Raw genomic sequence first — 15524 nt, forward strand, 5'->3', positions numbered from 1 at the left:
CGGAGGTCAGCGTCTCTGCTGCCCGACCGTCATGGCTGCCGGGGCGACCCTTCGTTGCACGACCAGTCCGGCAGGCCGCACGAAGATCGATCGTCGCGCCACCGCGTCGCCCGTGGCACTGAGCTGGTATCCGTCAAGCCACACCCAGCCGTCGTAGGTCGTCCAGTCGAGTTGACGGATCACTCGGAACAGGATCGGGCTGACGAACTGCGGGCTGGCCGCCCGAGTCACCGTGATCAGATCTCCTGCCCTCACCCCAGCCACCCGAAGAACCTGTGGCGGAGACTGCTGGGGGCAGCTGGGGCCAGATCCTGACTCGCGCTCAGGTAGCACGAGGCCATGTGAAGCCTCAGCGACGCCGGGGCTCGGCAGTACTCGGTCTGCAACTCGCGTCGGCGGGTGGCACAGGGCCAGGGCCTGCCGCAGGCTTCGCAGATCCAGGTCGGCAGAACCGGCCCGTGAGTGGTCACCGACCTTCCTCCGGCCAGTGCCCACGATTGATCGGGATCCGGTGCTCAGCCCGGCACGGCAGCTCTGCGCCGCAGCGGCAGATCCGCCGCCACCTGCCCCAGGACCAGATCGGTCGATGCCGCCGGGCGAGGGTTAGAGCGGTAGCCAGCAGGTATTCGTTGTAGCGGACCATGGCAGCACCTCACAACCTACGTTACTGGGTACACCGGGTGTACTGACAATACCCCGTGTCGTCCGCCGTGGCGCCTTACGTGTTCCCTTGCGTGGGGAGGGCATCGGATGGCTGAGCCGCTGTATCAACAGATCGCCGACGACATCACACGGCAGATCGAGTCCGGCGTGTTGAAGCCCGGCGACCGGCTGCCCAGCACCCGCCAACTGTGCGACATCTACGAGGTCAGCGAGACGGTGATCCGCTTCGTCATGATTCAGCTCAAGGCGCGGAACCTCGTGTACGGCCAGCCGGGCCGAGGCGTCTACGTCAATCCCCCGGCCAAGTAGCCGAACCGGGGCAACGGGCAACGACGTCCGTCCTTCTGCCTCGGCTCAGGGGCGCTCGGGCCAGGCAGCGGGCCAAGAGCAGCCGACCTGTTTGTCAGTCGTCGAACTCGAACCCGCGCGCTTCGGCGTCAGTGACCAGGCGCCGCATGCGTTCGTCGTTGGTCGCGACCGCGTTCATCAGCGCTTCCAGCTCTTGTAGCGCGGCCCGATCGGTGCCGTACGCGCAAAACATGCCACCCTCCGGGTCGTAGGCGAACCGGCCTTCGAGCGTCGGGGCCTCGGTGCTGACGAGAACCTCCGCGACGCCTTCCCAGAAGTACCCGTTGGGCTCGTGACCGAGTTCCTCGACCAGGGCGTCAACCGGCGTGGTCCCCGCATCCAGCAGCAGCGAATACTGTCCTGGAGTCGTCTCGATGAGCCTGAGCAAGGTCATCTTCGAAGCCTGGCACCGGTCGGGGATCGGCGCAAGATCCGGAAGAGTCAGCCGCCGGGCACCGCCCCACGTCGTCGGTTGTCACACGGACGGGTCCCAGGCGGCGAGCTGATCGAAGACGCGACGGTCGCCTTCGAACTCCAGCGAATCCAGCGGTATCCGGCCGTAGAAGAACAGGACGAGGTCGCTCGCCGTGCCCCGGGCGGAGACGTCGACCGTCGTGGGATCCTCCCCGGCAGCGGACGTGAGGCGGACGACCTGTGCCCCGTCGCGGGAGAGCCGAAGGCGCCAGGAGTGGCCCTCGGTGGCGTGGTAATCGACGACGGCGGGGTCGTGTGGCCAGGCGACCGTGGTCGCGCAGAGGGTGAACTGACAGTCGTCGAACCCGTCGAGGGCGACCTCGTCCGGCAACGGCTGCGGGGCACCCAGGGTGAGCTGGACGTCGTAGGTGTACACGCGATCTCGGGAACCTGTCGCCGCGCCCAAGCACCGGAGGTCTGCGGTGACGGCGAATCATCCCACCACGTCCAACACCTGCGATCCGGGCCGGCCGCACGCAGCGCGCTCGTCAGTTGCTCGATGGACTCCGTCCACCAGGCCAGCAGTGCCTCGCGTTCCCGAGGCGCACCCGAGCCGTCGTCCCAGGCCGACTTCGCCGGGGGCGCGTTCCCGGGCCCGGCGGCGACGATGGCAGCCGATTTGCGGCGGGCCAGGCCCACGTGTTGCACGAGATCGAACAGCGTCCGCTCGGGGTGGGTCGGAACCTGCACGTCGAGACCGGGTGCCGCAGCTACCGCAGCGCGGAAGGCGGTCGACCGTTCGTCGATCAGCCGCAGGTGATCAGAGAACGTAAGAGTCCTATGCACGCGGTTTTCTACCACTACGCTCCGAAGACCGGACAACGAATTTCGCCACCGCCGAGGTGAGAAGTTGCCGTCGCAACACGCCCTCGTCGAACGGTTCAGCATCGCCCGCGAGACCATCAAGGCCGCCTTGCGGAAGCTGCAAGACGGGCGGCTGATCGTGACCCGTCAGGGCAGCGGCGCCTTTGTCCGCGCCAACACCGAACGCCCGGGTGGGGCTCCGGCCGCACATCGAGCGAGCGTTCGAGGCCTCGAACGTCACGATCGACTTCGCCGGCTTTTCCGGAGAGAGCCGTGACGGAAGCCAGCGGGGCCGCTCTGGTCGAATGGACTGGGCTTCGCCTGCCGCGCCGGTCCAACCCCGGGACTGGCTTGCCACCGGATCACCGGTCGCGGCACCAGCTCCACCGCCAAGAGGTGCCCGGCCTTCCCCCACAGCCGCCGGCTCCGCTCCGGAACCATCGAACGGCGGCCCTCAGCGGCATAGCCAGCCCGACTAGGGAAGAGATCCCACTAGCTGCCGACACTGATGACCTTTCCGCCGAGCCCGGACCGGGACGTGGGCTGGCCGACCAGTTCGACGAGCACTTCGTCGCGACAATCCTCGCCGAACACGGCAGTAACGGCTTCGGTGAAGGCGGAGACAAGTTGTGCGATGACTCTGGCTGCGTCCTCTCGCGCGAACACTTCCTCCCGCATGCCGAAGGTGACCGAGGGGGCGGCTGCAGCGACCGCCGCTCCGCCGCGGGCCCATCGACCGGTAGGAACGCCAATCAGCCTGACATCCACCGAACTTCTAGCCCATGCGCCATACACGGAGGCGACCGCATTGGTCAGTTCCTCGATGAGGTGGGATTCATGCCCGACCAGTTCCTCTTCAAGCGCGTAAAGCGTCACGTGGGGCATCGGCAACTCCTCGGTGTCGGATTGCGGCGGCGGGCCGGTGACCGGATCGTCTGCGAGCAAGCAGGGTAGGGCCCGTGTCCGTATGCCGGAAGCGATTTCCATCCTGTCGCCGAACTGAGCCGGCGCTCAGGCGTCTCCAAGGCGTCAGGGCGTCAAACGCCGCCGGCCAAAGTTGGCCAACGACAACCATCGATGCCCGAACACGGAACCAGCTCAGAGTCTTGATCACGGCTCTGAACTGGTGGGCGACGAACGAGTCGACCTGCACGCTGGATTGCGAAGGGCACACGCACTCTGAGCAGGCACTTTACCCTCCTGACACCCTCTCAGGGCGTCGCCAGGGCGTCAGGGGTCTACCAGCCCTTCTCCGACGGGCGCCTTGCTGACTGGCTCCACAGGCGGGCCTCGGCCGACAAGTACGTCATCATTTCTTCCTTCGCGGCCCCGTACTGGGCCCGGCTGTAGGGGTGCAGCTCGGCCGCACGCCTCTTTGCCGCCTCGTAGCGACGGGCAGCGTCGGGGGTGGCCGCGATGTAGGCGCGAAGGACTCGGTTCGCCGCGGGCACCAGCGACGTGACGCCGAAGATATGCAGGTGGTGGCTCCGAACGCCAGCGGTGTCCTTCGCGAAGAACAAGTGGTCATGGTCCTCAGGAAAGGCCATCGGACGATAGACGTACCCAAGCCTTTCAAGCGACCGGAGGTCAGTGACGACCGCATCGGCCTCGGGCACGACCGCCATGATGTCGATGATGGGCTTGGCCGCTAATCCAGGAATGCTGGTAGACCCGAAGTGCTCGACGCTCAGCACCGTAGGCAGCGCCTCAGACAACAGCCGTTGTTCGACCCTGAACCGCTCCGACCAGGCCGGATCGTAGGCCACCACCTCGACTACAGGCTTAGCGTCCGTCACGTCGGCCACCGTAGCGGCTCGGTAGAGCCGTCCGTCCAGTCGCGCCGCCGGCTGATGCCCAGACCGTCCGGTTCTGGGTCGTGAATCAATCTGTGGACGAGGGTTCTTGGAAAGATCATCGATTGCACGACGGGTGCGCTCCTCGCTGGCCGGCATCAGGTGCGTGTAGACCCGGAGCGTGAAGCCGGGGTCGGCGTGGCCGAGGTACGACGCCGGGGCCTTGATGCTCTCCCCCGCGTCGAGCAACAACGAGGCGTACCGGATGGTCCGCTCCGCGGCGGCGGTGCCGGGCGTGACGCCACGAGCGTCGACCTCCACGGCGGCACAGCCAGCCCGACCCGAGATGAGGTCAACTGAGCCGGCGCTCAGGGCGTCGTCAGGGCGTCAAACGCCGGCCAATGTTGACCATGAACGACCATCGACGTCCGGACATAGAACCAGCTCAGAGCCTTGATCACGGCTCTGAGCTGGTGGGCGACGGACGAGTCGACCTGTACGCCGGATTCTGTGCCCGGCACGCCCGTAGGCGCGCCGGCGGCGGCCATCCATCTAGGCCTGCCGTCGCCGGCAGGCTCCAGCGGCCTACCCGCAGACATCGGGCGGGCAGCCCTCAAGCGTCTGCGCGGGTCGTCATCTTGCGGTGACGGCCCTTTCTTGGCCTTGCTCCGGGTGGGGTTTACCGAGCCACCCCGGTCACCCGGGGTGCTGGTGGGCTCTTACCCCACCGTTTCACCCTTACCGTCCCGTGACGGGCCGGCGGTCTGTTTTCTGTGGCACTGTCCCGCGGGTCACCCCGGGTTGCCGTTAGCAACCACCCTGCCCTGTGGAGTCCGGACGTTCCTCGGCGGCGGGCTGTAGCCCGCCGACGCGACCGCCCGGTCGACTCGTCCGTCGCGCCCCCATCCTAACGACGCGCCCGCCGCGCCCATTTCCGCCCCGACACCTTGCGGCGCGTCACCCGGCCTCGGCGAGGATGACCTGCTCCAGCAGCGCGAGCGGGGTCCGCCACTGCTCGGGGTCGTCGTAGTTGCCGGCGGTGACGGCCACGCTGAGGTCCAGGTCGGGCAGGACGTAGAGGCGCTGACCGCCGTTGCCCATCGCCGCCACCAGCTCGTGGCCCGCGACGGAGTCGAGGTACCAGTGGTAGCCGTACCGCGCGCCCCATTCGGTCTGGAGGCGCGGCTGGAGCATCGTGCGGAGCCAGTCGGCCGGGACGAGCGGGCGGCCATCCCACACCCCCTCGTGCAGCACCAGCTCGCCCAGCCGGGCCAGGTCGCGGGGTGTGAGTCGCAGCCCGGACGCGGCGGAGGCCACTCCGTCCGGGCCGGCGAGCCACTCGTGGCGGTCGATGCCCAGCGGGCCGAACAGCGTCGCCTGCGCGTATTCCGGCAGGGACTGCCCGGTGCCGTCGGCGATCAGCCGGCCCAACAGGGCGGTGGCGCCGCCGCAGTAGGCCCACCGGGTGCCGGGCGGCTCGACGACAGGCCGTTCCAGGATGTAGCGGTACCGGTCCGGGGCCAACTCCATCGCGATCTCGGCGTTGGCCGGGCTGTCGTACGGAAGATCCTCGCGCCATTCCAGCCCGAGCGACATGGTCAGCGCGTGCTCGACGGTGAGCCGGGCACGCGCGGGATCCGCCGCCAGGTCGGGATAGCCCGGGAGGTGCGGCAGCAGCGGCTCCCCCGGCGCCGGGACCAGCCCGTCGCCCAGCGCGATGCCGTACAGCAGCGCGGTCACGCTCTTGGTGACCGAACGGATGTCGTGCAGCGTCCCGGGTCCGAACTCCACGACGCCCAGCGAACGCTCCCAGGTGAAATCGTCGCCGACGCCGTAGTGTGCCAACACGATCTCGTCGCCGCGAACCGCCACGACGGCGTGCAGGCCGTCGAGTTGGCCGGCGCGCAGCGCACGGTCCAGTCTGTCCCGCATCGATGCCTCCCCCGTGCCCCCGTCACGCCTGGTTATACCGGAATCCGGGCCGCACAGTGGTCCCCCCGACTCGTACCCGGACAGCCGGACCCGGGCGTACTAGCCTCGGGGATCATGGACCTCTCCGACGTCGCGCTGCTGCTGGTCGCCGGTCTGGCCGCGGGCACGGTGAACGCGGTCGCCGGTGGCGGCTCGCTGATCACGTTCCCGGCGCTGATCGCGACCGGGCTGCCGCCGGTGGCGGCCAACGTGTCGAACTCGGTGGCGGTCTTCCCGGGGTACGCGGCGAGCGTGGCGGGCAGCCGGGCGGATCTGCCGCGCGGTCGGGCGTTGTGGTCGCTGCTGCCCACCGCGGCGGTCGGCACGGCGTTGGGCTGTGTGCTGCTGCTGGCCACGCCGGCGCGCGCGTTCGAGGTGGTGGTGCCGTTCCTGGTGCTCGGCGCGACCGCGATCCTCGCGTTCCAGGATCCGCTGCGCCGGCTGGTGGGCCATCCGTCGCGGTTGAGCCCGCGCCGCCGTACCGTCACCGTGCAGACCATGGTCCTGGTCGGCACGGTGTACGGCGGCTACTTCGGTGCGGCGCTCGGGGTGATGCTGGTGGCCGGGCTGGCCCTGGTGCTGGACGCCACGCTGGCCCGGGTGACGGCGGTGAAGAACCTGCTCTCGGCCGTGGTGGGGCTGACCACGCTGGTGATCTTCGCGTTGTTCGGCCCGGTGCAGTGGGCGGCCGTCGCGGTGGTCGCGCCGGCCACCGTCGTCGGGGGGTACGCGGGCGCCCGGCTGGCCCGCCGGCTCCCGGCGGTGGTGTTGAAGACGGTCATCGTGCTGTTCGGCACCACGATCGGCCTCTACCTGCTGTGGCGCGCGCTGACCTGACGATCGGTCAGTACGCCTCCCCGACCGGCTCCTCCGGGGCGTGTTCGGCGGCGCGGGCGGCCCGGTTCCAGATCACCCGTTCGCCGTAGCCGGCGGCCATCAGGTGACCGAACGCGAGGTAGACCAGCACGCCGACGGCGAGCACCCCGAAGCCGACCCAGAACGGCAGCGCCAGGCCGTGTTCGGCGAGCTTGCCGGAGATGATCGGCGCGGGCGCGGCGGCACCCCAGCGGACCAGGTTGAACGCGCCGGTGGCGATGCGCCGGTCGGCGGAGCCGAGGCCGAGCGCCAAATCGGTCAGGTTGGCGTTGGCCAGGCCCATGAACAGGCCGGCGACGACCAGCACGACGAGCGACATGGCGGTGCCGGTGGAGGTGGCGAACAGCACCATGCAGACCAGCAGGCCGAGGATGGCCACGCCGACGGTCTGCACCGCGCCGATGCGGTGGGCGAGCCGGTGGCCGATCAGCAGGATGCCGGCGGCCAGGCCGAGACCCCAGCCGGTGAACGCGAGGCCCAGCGGGATGACGTCGAGGCGCAGGAACAGCGGCGTGTAGCCGAGCACCACGAAGAACACGAAGTTGTACGCGGCGGTGACCACGCAGAGCGTGATGAACGCCGGCCGGCGGTAGGTGGCGAAGATCTGGCCGACGCGTACCGGGGTCTGCTTGTTCGTGGGTTCGCGGAGCTTGCGGGCGGCGACGCCGAGCGCGAGCACCATGAACACGCCGCAGACGAAGAACGGCAGCCGCCAGCTCACCTCGCCGAGCAGGCCGCCGATGAGCGGGCCGACGGCGAAGCCGAGGCCGAGCGCGGTCTCGAAGAGGCCGACCACCCATTCCCGGTCGTTGGCGAGGTTGACCAGCACCACCATGGCGGTGGCGAAGAACATCGCGTTGCCCAGCCCCCAGACGCCGCGCAGCACGGAGAGCTGGACGATGTCGTTGCTGAACGAGGCTCCGATGGCGGCCAGGCCGACCACCGAGACACCGGTGATGAGCACCGGTTTGAAGCCGAACTTCCCGCTGGCCAGCGTGGCCGGGATCATGCCGACGGCCATCACCGCGATGTACGCGGTGAAGAGCAGTTCGACCTGCCAGGCGGTGACGCCGATGGCGTCGCCGATGGCGGGCAGGATGGGGTCCACCACCGCGATGCCGGCGATGGCGAGGAACGCCACGAGCGTGGTGGCGTAGATGGCACTGCGGTTGGGTTCGGATCGCCGATCCACTCCGCAACCTCCCAGATAGCTGTATCGTACAGGTAATTTCCTTGTATCATACAGCTATGAGCGACGACGACAACGCGAAGGAAGTCACACTCGGCCGCATCGAGACCGAGGTCGCCCTGCTGATGCGGCTGGGCGAGGCCACCCGACGCGGCACCGGCACCATGGAGCACCGGCTGCTCGACCGCGCGGCGTACGTGATCCTGCGGCACCTCGACGACGCCGGCCCGCAGAACGTCTCGGCGCTCGCCGCCCGGCTGAACCTGGACGGCTCCACGGTCACCCGGCAGGTCTCCGCGCTCCAGCGCGACGGCCTGATCGCGCGTACCCCCGACCCGGCCGACGGGCGCGGCACGGTGATCACCGCGACGCCGGCCGGGCTCCAGCGGATGGCGGCCGTGCGGGCCGCGCGGACCCGGCTCTACGGCGAGATGCTGTCGGCCTGGTCCGACGACGACCGGGACACGCTCGCGGAGCTGCTGCACCGCCTCAACGAGGCCCTGGACGCGCGCAACCGTCGCCGCTGAGGCCCTTGTTAAGCGGGGCCCCCTGTTATGCAGAATGCGTTAACAGGGGGCCCCTCCTTCTACGCGACGGGTTCGGGGGCGGGGTCGGCGCGCTCGGCGGAGACGCGGGGCGTGCCCTCGTCGGCGAAGTAGTCGTCCGGCGTGGTGCCGTCCGGGCCGTCGGCCACCTTCGCGGCCCGCAGCACCAGCGTGCCCAGCGCGGCCACCACCAGGTTCACCAGCACCGCCACGATCCCCACGTAGATCGTCTTCTTGGTGTCGAAGCCGAACTCGGAGAGCGGGAACGCCGAGCCGGCGAAGTGCTTCTTCCCGGTCGCCGGGTTGCCGATCTGGTAGAGCATCCACATGCCGAGGCCCATGCCGGCCACCCAGCCGGCGATCAGCGCGCCCCGGTGGAACCAACGGGTGTAGAGGCCCAGCGCCACCGCCGGCAGCGTCTGGAGGATGATCACGCCGCCGATGAGCTGGAGGTCGATGGAGAACTGCGGGTCGAGGAAGACGATGCAGGCCACCGCGCCGACCTTCACCACCAGCGAGGTGATCTTCGAGACGTTCGCCTCCTGCGCCGGCGTCGCGTCCCGCTTCAGATATTCCTTGTAGATGTTGCGGGTGAACAGGTTCGCCGCCGCGATCGACATGATCGCCGCCGGCACCAGCGCGCCGATGCCGATGGCCGCGTACGCGACGCCGGCGAACCAGTCCGGGAACTGCTGGTCGAACAGCAGCGGCACCACCGTGTTCCCGTCGACGCTGCCGGCCTTGGCGCCGGGCAGCGGCTTCACGTTCGCCGCGATGGCCATGTAGCCGAGCAGCGCGATCAACCCGAGCAGCAGGCTGTACGCCGGCAGCGCGGACATGTTCCGCTTGATCACGTCCCGGTTCCGGCTGGCCAGCACGCCAGTGATGCTGTGCGGGTAGAGGAACAGCGCCAGCGCCGAGCCGAACGCCAGCGTCACGTACTGGAGCTGGTTGTTGGCGTTGAGCAGGATGCCGTCGTTCGGGTTGTTGGCCGTCGCCTGGAACTTCGCGTCGGCAGCGTCGAAGATGCTGCCCCAGCCGCCCAGCTTGTACGGCAGGTAGATCACCGCCACCAGGATCACGACGTAGATCAGCGAGTCCTTCACGAACGCGATGAGCGCCGGCGCGCGCAGCCCGGACTGGTAGGTGTAGGCGGCCAGGATCGCGAACGCGATGATGATCGGCAGGTGCCGGGCCACCGCGCTGTCCCCGGTGACGCCCATCGTCTTGAGCACCGCCTCGATGCCCACGAGCTGCAACGCGATGTACGGCATGGTGGCGACGATGCCGGTGATGGCGACCAGCAGCGCCAGGATCGGCGAGCCGAACCGGTTGCGGACGAAGTCGGCCGGGGTGACGAAGCCGTGCCGGTGCGAGACCGACCAGAGCCGGCACAGCACCAGGAACACCATCGGGTAGATGACGATCGTGTACGGCACGGCGAAGAACCCGGCCGCGCCGGCCCCGAAGATCAGCGCCGGCACCGCCACGAACGTGTACGCGGTGTAGAGGTCACCGCCGACCAGGAACCAGGTGATCCAGCCGCCGAAGCTGCGCCCGCCCAGCCCCCACTCGTCGAGGTGGGCCATGTCCTGCGGCCGGCGCCACCGGGCGGCCACGAAGCCCATGGCGCTGACCAGCAGGAACAGCACGGAGAAGACGATGATCTCGGTGAGGTGGTCACGCCACATCAGTGGTCACCCCGCTTCTTCTTGGTCATCTGGTAGACCAGCGTGGTGGTGCCGACGCCCAGCAGGATCCAGGCCAGTTGCAGCCAGTAGAAGCGCGGGAACCCGAACAGCCGGGGCGAGTCGGCGTTGAAGAAGGCCGGGATCAGCGGCACCACGATCGGGATGAAGAGCAGCCAGTTCCAGGGGCTCTTGTCCTTCGCCCGGGAACGCGCCGTGTCCAGCGCCTCCGGTTCCGGTGTGGCCATTGACAACCTCCGGGAAGTCGTAGCGGGCCAGGTGACGGCCGGAGGCTACGACCCGGTGAGCCCGGTCACATTCGACAGGCGGACGTCGATGCGCCGAACGGCCGCCCGGCTGCGCCGAACGGCCGACTCCCGGTCAGAGGTCGGTGAGGTGGGCGGTGTCGTTGACCGAGCGGACCGCGACGCCGCCGTCCGGGTACAGGTCGAGCACCGAGACGCCCGCGGTGTCCAGGTAGAGCCGGTGCAGGAACGCGTCGCCGGCGGCCAGCGCGTCGCGCAGCACCAGCTTGATCGGCGAGACGTGCGAGACCACCACCACGGTCTCCCCCGGGTACGCCGACCGCAGCCGGTCCACCGCCCGGCCGGTGCGTTCCGCCACCGCGGCGAACGACTCCCCCTCCGGCGGCGCGACCCGGGTGGAGGCGAGCCAGGCGTCCAACTCGCCCGCCCAGCCGTCCCGCACCTCGGCGAACGTACGCCCCTCCCAGACCCCGAAGTCGCACTCGATCAGGTCGTCGTCGGTGCGTACCGGCGGGTTGCCGACCAGCGCGGCGACCGCCCTGGCGGTGGCCGTACACCTCGACAGCGGTGAGCTGACCACGGCCGCGACGGACGGCGCCAGCGCGGCCACCCGGGCGGCGGTGGCCCGGGCCTGGGCCCGGCCCCGCGCGGTCAGCGGCACGTCGCCGCGACCGGAGTACTGCTTCTGCACGGTGCGTTCGGTCTCCCCGTGCCGCACCAGGATCAACCGGGTGCCCTCCTCGGTGGGGCGCGGTTCCCAGGAGGCCGGCGTGGTGGCCGGGTCGGTGCCGGTGGCCTTCGCGGTGGCGGCGCGGGCGGCCACCTCGCGGGCGGCGGCCCGGGCCGCCGAGTCGGGGCCGGCGACCTCACGCGGCGGCTGCGCGGCACGCGACGCCGCCGCCGTCGGGGCGCGGCCGGCGGCGGCGTCCATGGCGGCGTTGGCCAGCGCGTCGGCGTGCTTGTTGCGCTCCCGGGGGATCCAGGTGAACCGGACGGCGGTGAACCGGCCGACCAGCCCGGCGGCCTGGGCGGCCAGCGGGCGCAGCCCGGGGTGCTTGATCTGCCAGCGGCCGCACATCTGCTCGACCACCAGCTTGGAGTCCATCCGCGCCTCGACCTCGGCCGCGCCCAGCTCGGCGGCGGCCTCCAGCCCGGCGATCAGGCCCCGGTATTCCGCCACGTTGTTCGTCGCCGTGCCGATCCCCGCCGAGCGTTCGGCCAGCACCTCACCGGTCTCCGGGTCCCGGACCACCGCGCCGTAGCCGGCCGGGCCCGGGTTGCCCCGGGAGCCGCCGTCGGCCTCGATCACGACCGCGCGTACCGCCACGGCGGCTACAGCCCCGACTCGTTGGTCCGGACCATGATCCGGCGGCACTCCTCGCAGCGGACCACGTCGTCCGGGTCCGACTTGCGGATCCGGGCCAGGTCGGCGCCGGACAGCTCCAGCCGGCAGCCACCGCAGCGACCGCCGGTGAGCAGCGCGGCGCCCATCCCGGTGTCCTCGCGGATCTTGTCGTAGAGCGTGACCAGGTCCGCCGGCAGGTCACCGGCGAGCGGCTGCCGGGAGGTGCGCTTGAACTCCTCCTCCTTGGCGATCTCGGCGAGCGCGTCGTCGCGGCGCTGCTCGGTCGCGGCCCGGCGCTCCCGTGCCTCGGCGATCCGGCTCTCGATGCCGTCCAGCACGCCCTGCGCGGTCTCCCGCTGCTCCATCAGCTCCAGCTCGGCGTCCTCCAGGTCGCTCTGCCGGCGGTTCAGCGAGACCAGCTCGTGCTGGAGCGCCTCCAGCTCCCGGGCCGGGCCGTTGCCCGAGGCCAGCCGGGCCTCGTCCTTGCTCTTGCGGGCCCGCACCTGGTCGACGTCCTTCTCCAGCCGGGCGATGTCCCGGTCCAGGTCGTCGACGGCCACCTGGGCGCGGACCCGCTCGTCCTCCAGCGCCGACAGCTCGCGCGCGAGCGCCTCCAGCTCGGCCCGTTCCGGCAGGCTGCGGCGACGGTGCGCCAACTGGGCGAGCGTGGTGTCGATCGCCTGGAGGTCGAGCAGGCGACGCTGCACCTTCGGGTCAGCCTTCACGGTCGGGGCTCCTTGTCGTCCGGTCGGGGCGCGGCGGCGTGCACGGTCCAGGGGTCGGTGTCCAGGTCGGACACCACGGTCTCGACGCCGAGGTCGTCGGCCAGGTGGGCGGCCAGGTCGTCCAGCCAGGGCCGTTCGGTCGCCCAGTGGGCGGCGTCCAGCAGGGCCGGGCCCCCGGCGGCGAGGTGCTCGCCGGCCGGATGGTGGCGCAGGTCCGCGGTGAGGAACGCGTCCACCCCGGCCGCCGCCGCCTCGGCGAGGAAGGCGTCCCCCGAGCCGCCGCTGACGGCGAGGGTACGAACCATACGCCCGGGATCCCCGGCGGCGCGAACGCCCCAGGCGGTGACCGGGAGCACGTCGGCGGCCAGCCGGGTCAGCTCGGCCAGCGTGACCGGCGTGGGCAGCTCGCCGACGCGGCCGATGCCCCGGCCGGGCGCGTCGGCCGGTGAGCCGGGGCGGGGCCGGTGCAGCGGACGCAGCCCGGTCAGCCCGAACCGGGCGGCGAGCGCGTCGGACACGCCGGGGTCGGCCACGTCGGCGTTGGTGTGCGCCACGTACAGGGCGACGTCGGCCTTGATCAGCCGGTGCACGATCCGGCCCTTGAACGTGGTGGCCGCCACCGAGGAGACGCCGCGCAGCAGCAGCGGGTGGTGCGCGACGATCATGTCGGCGCCGGCGGCGAGCGCCTCGTCCACCGTCTCCGGGACCACGTCGACCACGCAGGCGACCCGGCGGACCGGCTGGTCGGGCTCGCCCACCACCAGGCCGACCCGGTCCCACTCCTCCGCCCAGGCGGGCGGGTAGCGGCGGTCCAGGGCGGCCACCACGTCGGCGACCGTGGGCGTCGATCCGGTTGTGCTCACGGCCGGCCAGCTTACCGGCCGTCCGGCGGTTTCCACGTCCACGGCGTTAAGCGGGGCCCCCTGCACCACCGAATGCGTTAACAAGGGGCCCGTGCTTACACCTCAGGCGGCCAACGGGCGGGCCGCGCCGCGCAGGGCGGCCAGGCCGGCCTCCCAGGGGAACGCGTCCAGGTGCTGCTCGCCGGTCCCGGGCGGGTGCAGGCGTACGACGTGGTCGCCGAAGACCACCCGGACGCCCCACTCGGCGAGCCGGTTCAGGCTGGCCCGGAACGCCGGGTGCCCGGCCATCGCCACGTTGGTGAACGGGACCGCCGCGATCGGCACGCCGAGCCCCTGCGCCTCGATCAGCAGGCCGAGCGCGAGCGTGTCGGTGATGCCCGCCGCCCACTTGTTGACCGTGTTGACCGTCGCCGGGCAGACCAGCATGGCGTCCGCCGGGGGCAGCACGTCCGGGTCACCCGGGTGCTTGTAGTGCGTACGGACCGGGTGGCCGGTCTGCCGCGCCAACGCGGCCCGGTCGACGAACTTCGCGCCGTCCGGTGTGGTGACCACGCAGACCGTCCAGCCGTCGGACCGGGCGAGGTCGACCAGCCGGCCGACGTGACGGGCCAGCGGCGAACCGCAGGCGATGACGTAGAGCACCCCGTGGTGCCCGTCGCTGGTGTGCGGACCGCTCATCGGCCCCGGCCCGCGCTCATACTCCGACTCCCATGTGCTCAGCCAACTCCGCAATCGGCGGCGGCGGCGCACCACGTGTGCGACGGAGCACGTCCGACATCAGTTCGTGGGCGATGGGCCGGCACCGGATCTCGGAGGGCGCGAGCCGGTCGCCCTGCAACAGCATGTCGCCGGCGTTGGCGACGTCGCCGATCTGGGCGTACCCCCGGGCCAGGTCGAGCAGGTGGTGCGCGCGCCGCTCCGGCAGGAGCGCGTTGAACGCCGCGGTGGGCAGCCGTTGGTGGGTCTCCACCGCCCGGCCGCCGTCGCCCAGCTCGACCGCCGCGGCGGCGCGGTGCAGCTCCAGGTTGGTCGGGCCGAACGACGTCCAGTAGTGGTTGTGGTCGCCGCCGAGCAGGACGGCCGCCTCGGCGGCACCGCTGATCAGGTCGTCCACGGTCGCCGAGTCGCCGATCCGGGCGGCGGCCATGGCGCCCTGGAGCAGCAGCGAGCCGTAGACCGAGAGACGCTCCGGCCGGGCCTCGGTGTCGCTGCCGGGGGCGAGCCGGTCGGCGATCCGCACGTTGAGTTCGAGCGCGGGGCGGGGGCGGCCCATCGCGACGAGCGCGTTGCAGACCCGGGTGGTGGCGATGCCGGCGAGCAGCGGGTCGTCAGCCCGCTGGGCGACCGCCATCGAGCGGTCGGCGGCCAGCCAGGCCAGGTTGCACTCGCCCAGCTTGCGCAGCACCGAGGAGGCGATCTGGTAGACCTGCCCGAGCAGGTGGGCGGCCTCCCGACCCTGGTCGTCGCCACCGTAGACGGCGTCCGCCGCCTGGGCGTCGCGCAGCAGCTTGGGCAGCGCCCGGGTGAGCATGCCGTAGCGGCCGTACTGGTAGGTGAGCCAGGCGTGGTTGACCGCCTTGCGCATGTCGGCGAGCGGTGGCGGGTACGGCGCCGCGTCGAAGTAGGCGCTCATCGAGTCGTAGCGCTCCAGGGCGGAGCGGATCTCCTCCACCTCGACCTGGTCGATGCAGTTGAGCGCGTCGCTGCGGCGCTCCGGGTCCTTGCCGTGCAGCAGTTGCACGTCGATCTGGAGGATGTCGGCGATCTCGTAGAGCACGGAGAACTTGTCCAACCGGCGGACCCCGCGCTCCACCTTGTCCACCCAGCTCTTGGACTTGCCGAGCCGGTCGGCGAAGACCTGTTGGGACATCTTGCGACGGCTCCGCCAGTACGCCACCCGCCGGCCTATGGGTAGTTCGTCCATCCCCGCACCCTCCCCCTGTCGGCGCCGGCCGGTCACCGCACGTTCACCAG

17 protein-coding genes, 1 other RNA gene and 2 pseudogenes are annotated in these 15524 nt (G+C 70.8%); 4 read left to right on the plus strand and 16 right to left on the minus strand.

The window, feature by feature from the left end; all coding sequences use genetic code 11:
* Positions 1–6: 6 nt before the first annotated feature.
* Positions 7–264, minus strand: coding sequence for a hypothetical protein (locus OG767_RS24290; RefSeq protein WP_405090657.1), 258 nt, complete (start codon positions 262–264; stop codon positions 7–9).
* A gap of 486 nt (positions 265–750) precedes the next feature.
* Here OG767_RS24290 and OG767_RS24295 point away from each other — a divergent pair, with 486 nt between their 5' ends.
* Complete coding sequence (locus tag OG767_RS24295) at positions 751–972, plus strand: winged helix-turn-helix domain-containing protein (RefSeq protein WP_396775537.1); 222 nt, start codon at positions 751–753, stop codon at positions 970–972.
* A gap of 94 nt (positions 973–1066) precedes the next feature.
* Here OG767_RS24295 and OG767_RS24300 read toward each other — a convergent pair whose 3' ends face one another.
* The 3 genes and pseudogenes from OG767_RS24300 to OG767_RS24310 form a co-directional block, all read right to left on the minus strand.
* On the minus strand, positions 1067–1405 hold the full coding sequence (locus OG767_RS24300; RefSeq protein ID WP_405090658.1) for an immunity 51 family protein: 339 nt from the start codon (positions 1403–1405) through the stop codon (positions 1067–1069).
* Positions 1406–1486: 81 nt separating this feature from the next.
* Positions 1487–1861, minus strand: a complete 375-nt coding sequence (locus OG767_RS24305) for a hypothetical protein (protein ID WP_405090659.1) — start codon at positions 1859–1861, stop codon at positions 1487–1489.
* Between the two features lie 62 nt (positions 1862–1923).
* Positions 1924–2388 (minus strand): annotated as a pseudogene (locus tag OG767_RS24310) (maleylpyruvate isomerase N-terminal domain-containing protein); the annotation flags it as partial.
* On the opposite strand from OG767_RS24310, the pseudogene OG767_RS24315 reads away from it, so the two are divergent.
* Positions 2327–2561 (plus strand): annotated as a pseudogene (locus tag OG767_RS24315) (GntR family transcriptional regulator); the annotation flags it as partial. The pseudogenes OG767_RS24310 and OG767_RS24315 sit on opposite strands and share 62 nt — an antisense overlap.
* A 220-nt stretch (positions 2562–2781) precedes the next feature.
* On the opposite strand, the gene OG767_RS24320 reads toward OG767_RS24315, so the two are convergent.
* The 4 genes from OG767_RS24320 to OG767_RS24335 form a co-directional block, all read right to left on the minus strand.
* Positions 2782–3174, minus strand: a complete 393-nt coding sequence (locus OG767_RS24320; RefSeq protein ID WP_405090660.1) for a hypothetical protein — start codon at positions 3172–3174, stop codon at positions 2782–2784.
* Between the two features lie 353 nt (positions 3175–3527).
* Positions 3528–4403: a GrpB family protein gene (locus OG767_RS24325; RefSeq protein ID WP_405090661.1), complete on the minus strand. Its 876-nt coding sequence runs from the start codon at positions 4401–4403 to the stop codon at positions 3528–3530.
* Positions 4404–4563: 160 nt separating this feature from the next.
* An RNA gene (rnpB, locus tag OG767_RS24330) (RNase P RNA component class A) lies at positions 4564–4972 on the minus strand.
* A gap of 67 nt (positions 4973–5039) precedes the next feature.
* The gene (locus OG767_RS24335; RefSeq protein ID WP_405090662.1) at positions 5040–6014 is read right to left on the minus strand and encodes a serine hydrolase domain-containing protein; all 975 of its coding nucleotides are present in this window, start codon (positions 6012–6014) and stop codon (positions 5040–5042) included.
* Between the two features lie 114 nt (positions 6015–6128).
* On the opposite strand from OG767_RS24335, the gene OG767_RS24340 reads away from it, so the two are divergent.
* Positions 6129–6890 (plus strand): sulfite exporter TauE/SafE family protein, encoded by a 762-nt coding sequence (locus OG767_RS24340; RefSeq protein ID WP_405090663.1) that lies wholly within the window; start codon positions 6129–6131, stop codon positions 6888–6890.
* Positions 6891–6897: 7 nt separating this feature from the next.
* On the opposite strand, the gene OG767_RS24345 is transcribed toward OG767_RS24340, so the two are convergent.
* Positions 6898–8121 carry an MFS transporter gene (locus OG767_RS24345; RefSeq protein WP_405090664.1) on the minus strand — a complete coding sequence of 408 codons (1224 nt, stop codon included), beginning with the start codon at positions 8119–8121 and terminating at the stop codon, positions 6898–6900.
* A 56-nt stretch (positions 8122–8177) separates the two neighbouring features.
* Here OG767_RS24345 and OG767_RS24350 point away from each other — a divergent pair, with 56 nt between their 5' ends.
* Entirely contained in the window at positions 8178–8645 is a 468-nt protein-coding gene (locus tag OG767_RS24350) for a MarR family winged helix-turn-helix transcriptional regulator (protein ID WP_405090665.1), read from the plus strand.
* Between the two features lie 59 nt (positions 8646–8704).
* Here OG767_RS24350 and mctP read toward each other — a convergent pair whose 3' ends face one another.
* From mctP to OG767_RS24385, 7 genes are all read right to left on the minus strand, one after another.
* Positions 8705–10354 carry a monocarboxylate uptake permease MctP gene (mctP, locus tag OG767_RS24355; RefSeq protein WP_405090666.1) on the minus strand — a complete coding sequence of 550 codons (1650 nt, stop codon included), beginning with the start codon at positions 10352–10354 and terminating at the stop codon, positions 8705–8707.
* The gene (locus tag OG767_RS24360) at positions 10354–10599 is read right to left on the minus strand and encodes a DUF3311 domain-containing protein (protein ID WP_281936910.1); all 246 of its coding nucleotides are present in this window, start codon (positions 10597–10599) and stop codon (positions 10354–10356) included. Before OG767_RS24360 ends, mctP begins: the two co-directional genes overlap by 1 nt.
* A 133-nt stretch (positions 10600–10732) precedes the next feature.
* Positions 10733–11944: a bifunctional RNase H/acid phosphatase gene (locus OG767_RS24365; RefSeq protein ID WP_405090667.1), complete on the minus strand. Its 1212-nt coding sequence runs from the start codon at positions 11942–11944 to the stop codon at positions 10733–10735.
* 5 nt (positions 11945–11949) lie between these two features.
* Positions 11950–12687, minus strand: a complete 738-nt coding sequence (locus tag OG767_RS24370) for a zinc ribbon domain-containing protein (RefSeq protein WP_405090668.1) — start codon at positions 12685–12687, stop codon at positions 11950–11952.
* Positions 12684–13514 (minus strand): Nif3-like dinuclear metal center hexameric protein, encoded by an 831-nt coding sequence (locus OG767_RS24375; protein WP_405094291.1) that lies wholly within the window; start codon positions 13512–13514, stop codon positions 12684–12686. The genes OG767_RS24370 and OG767_RS24375 overlap by 4 nt, the downstream gene beginning before the upstream one ends.
* Positions 13515–13652: 138 nt before the next feature.
* Positions 13653–14228, minus strand: a complete 576-nt coding sequence (locus OG767_RS24380; RefSeq protein ID WP_405090669.1) for a flavoprotein — start codon at positions 14226–14228, stop codon at positions 13653–13655.
* Between the two features lie 16 nt (positions 14229–14244).
* Positions 14245–15474, minus strand: a complete 1230-nt coding sequence (locus tag OG767_RS24385; RefSeq protein WP_405090670.1) for a helix-turn-helix domain-containing protein — start codon at positions 15472–15474, stop codon at positions 14245–14247.
* Positions 15475–15524 lie beyond the last annotated feature (50 nt).

This window comes from Micromonospora sp. NBC_01392 (assembly GCF_045040125.1).
Taxonomy (GTDB): Bacteria; Actinomycetota; Actinomycetes; order Mycobacteriales; family Micromonosporaceae; genus Micromonospora.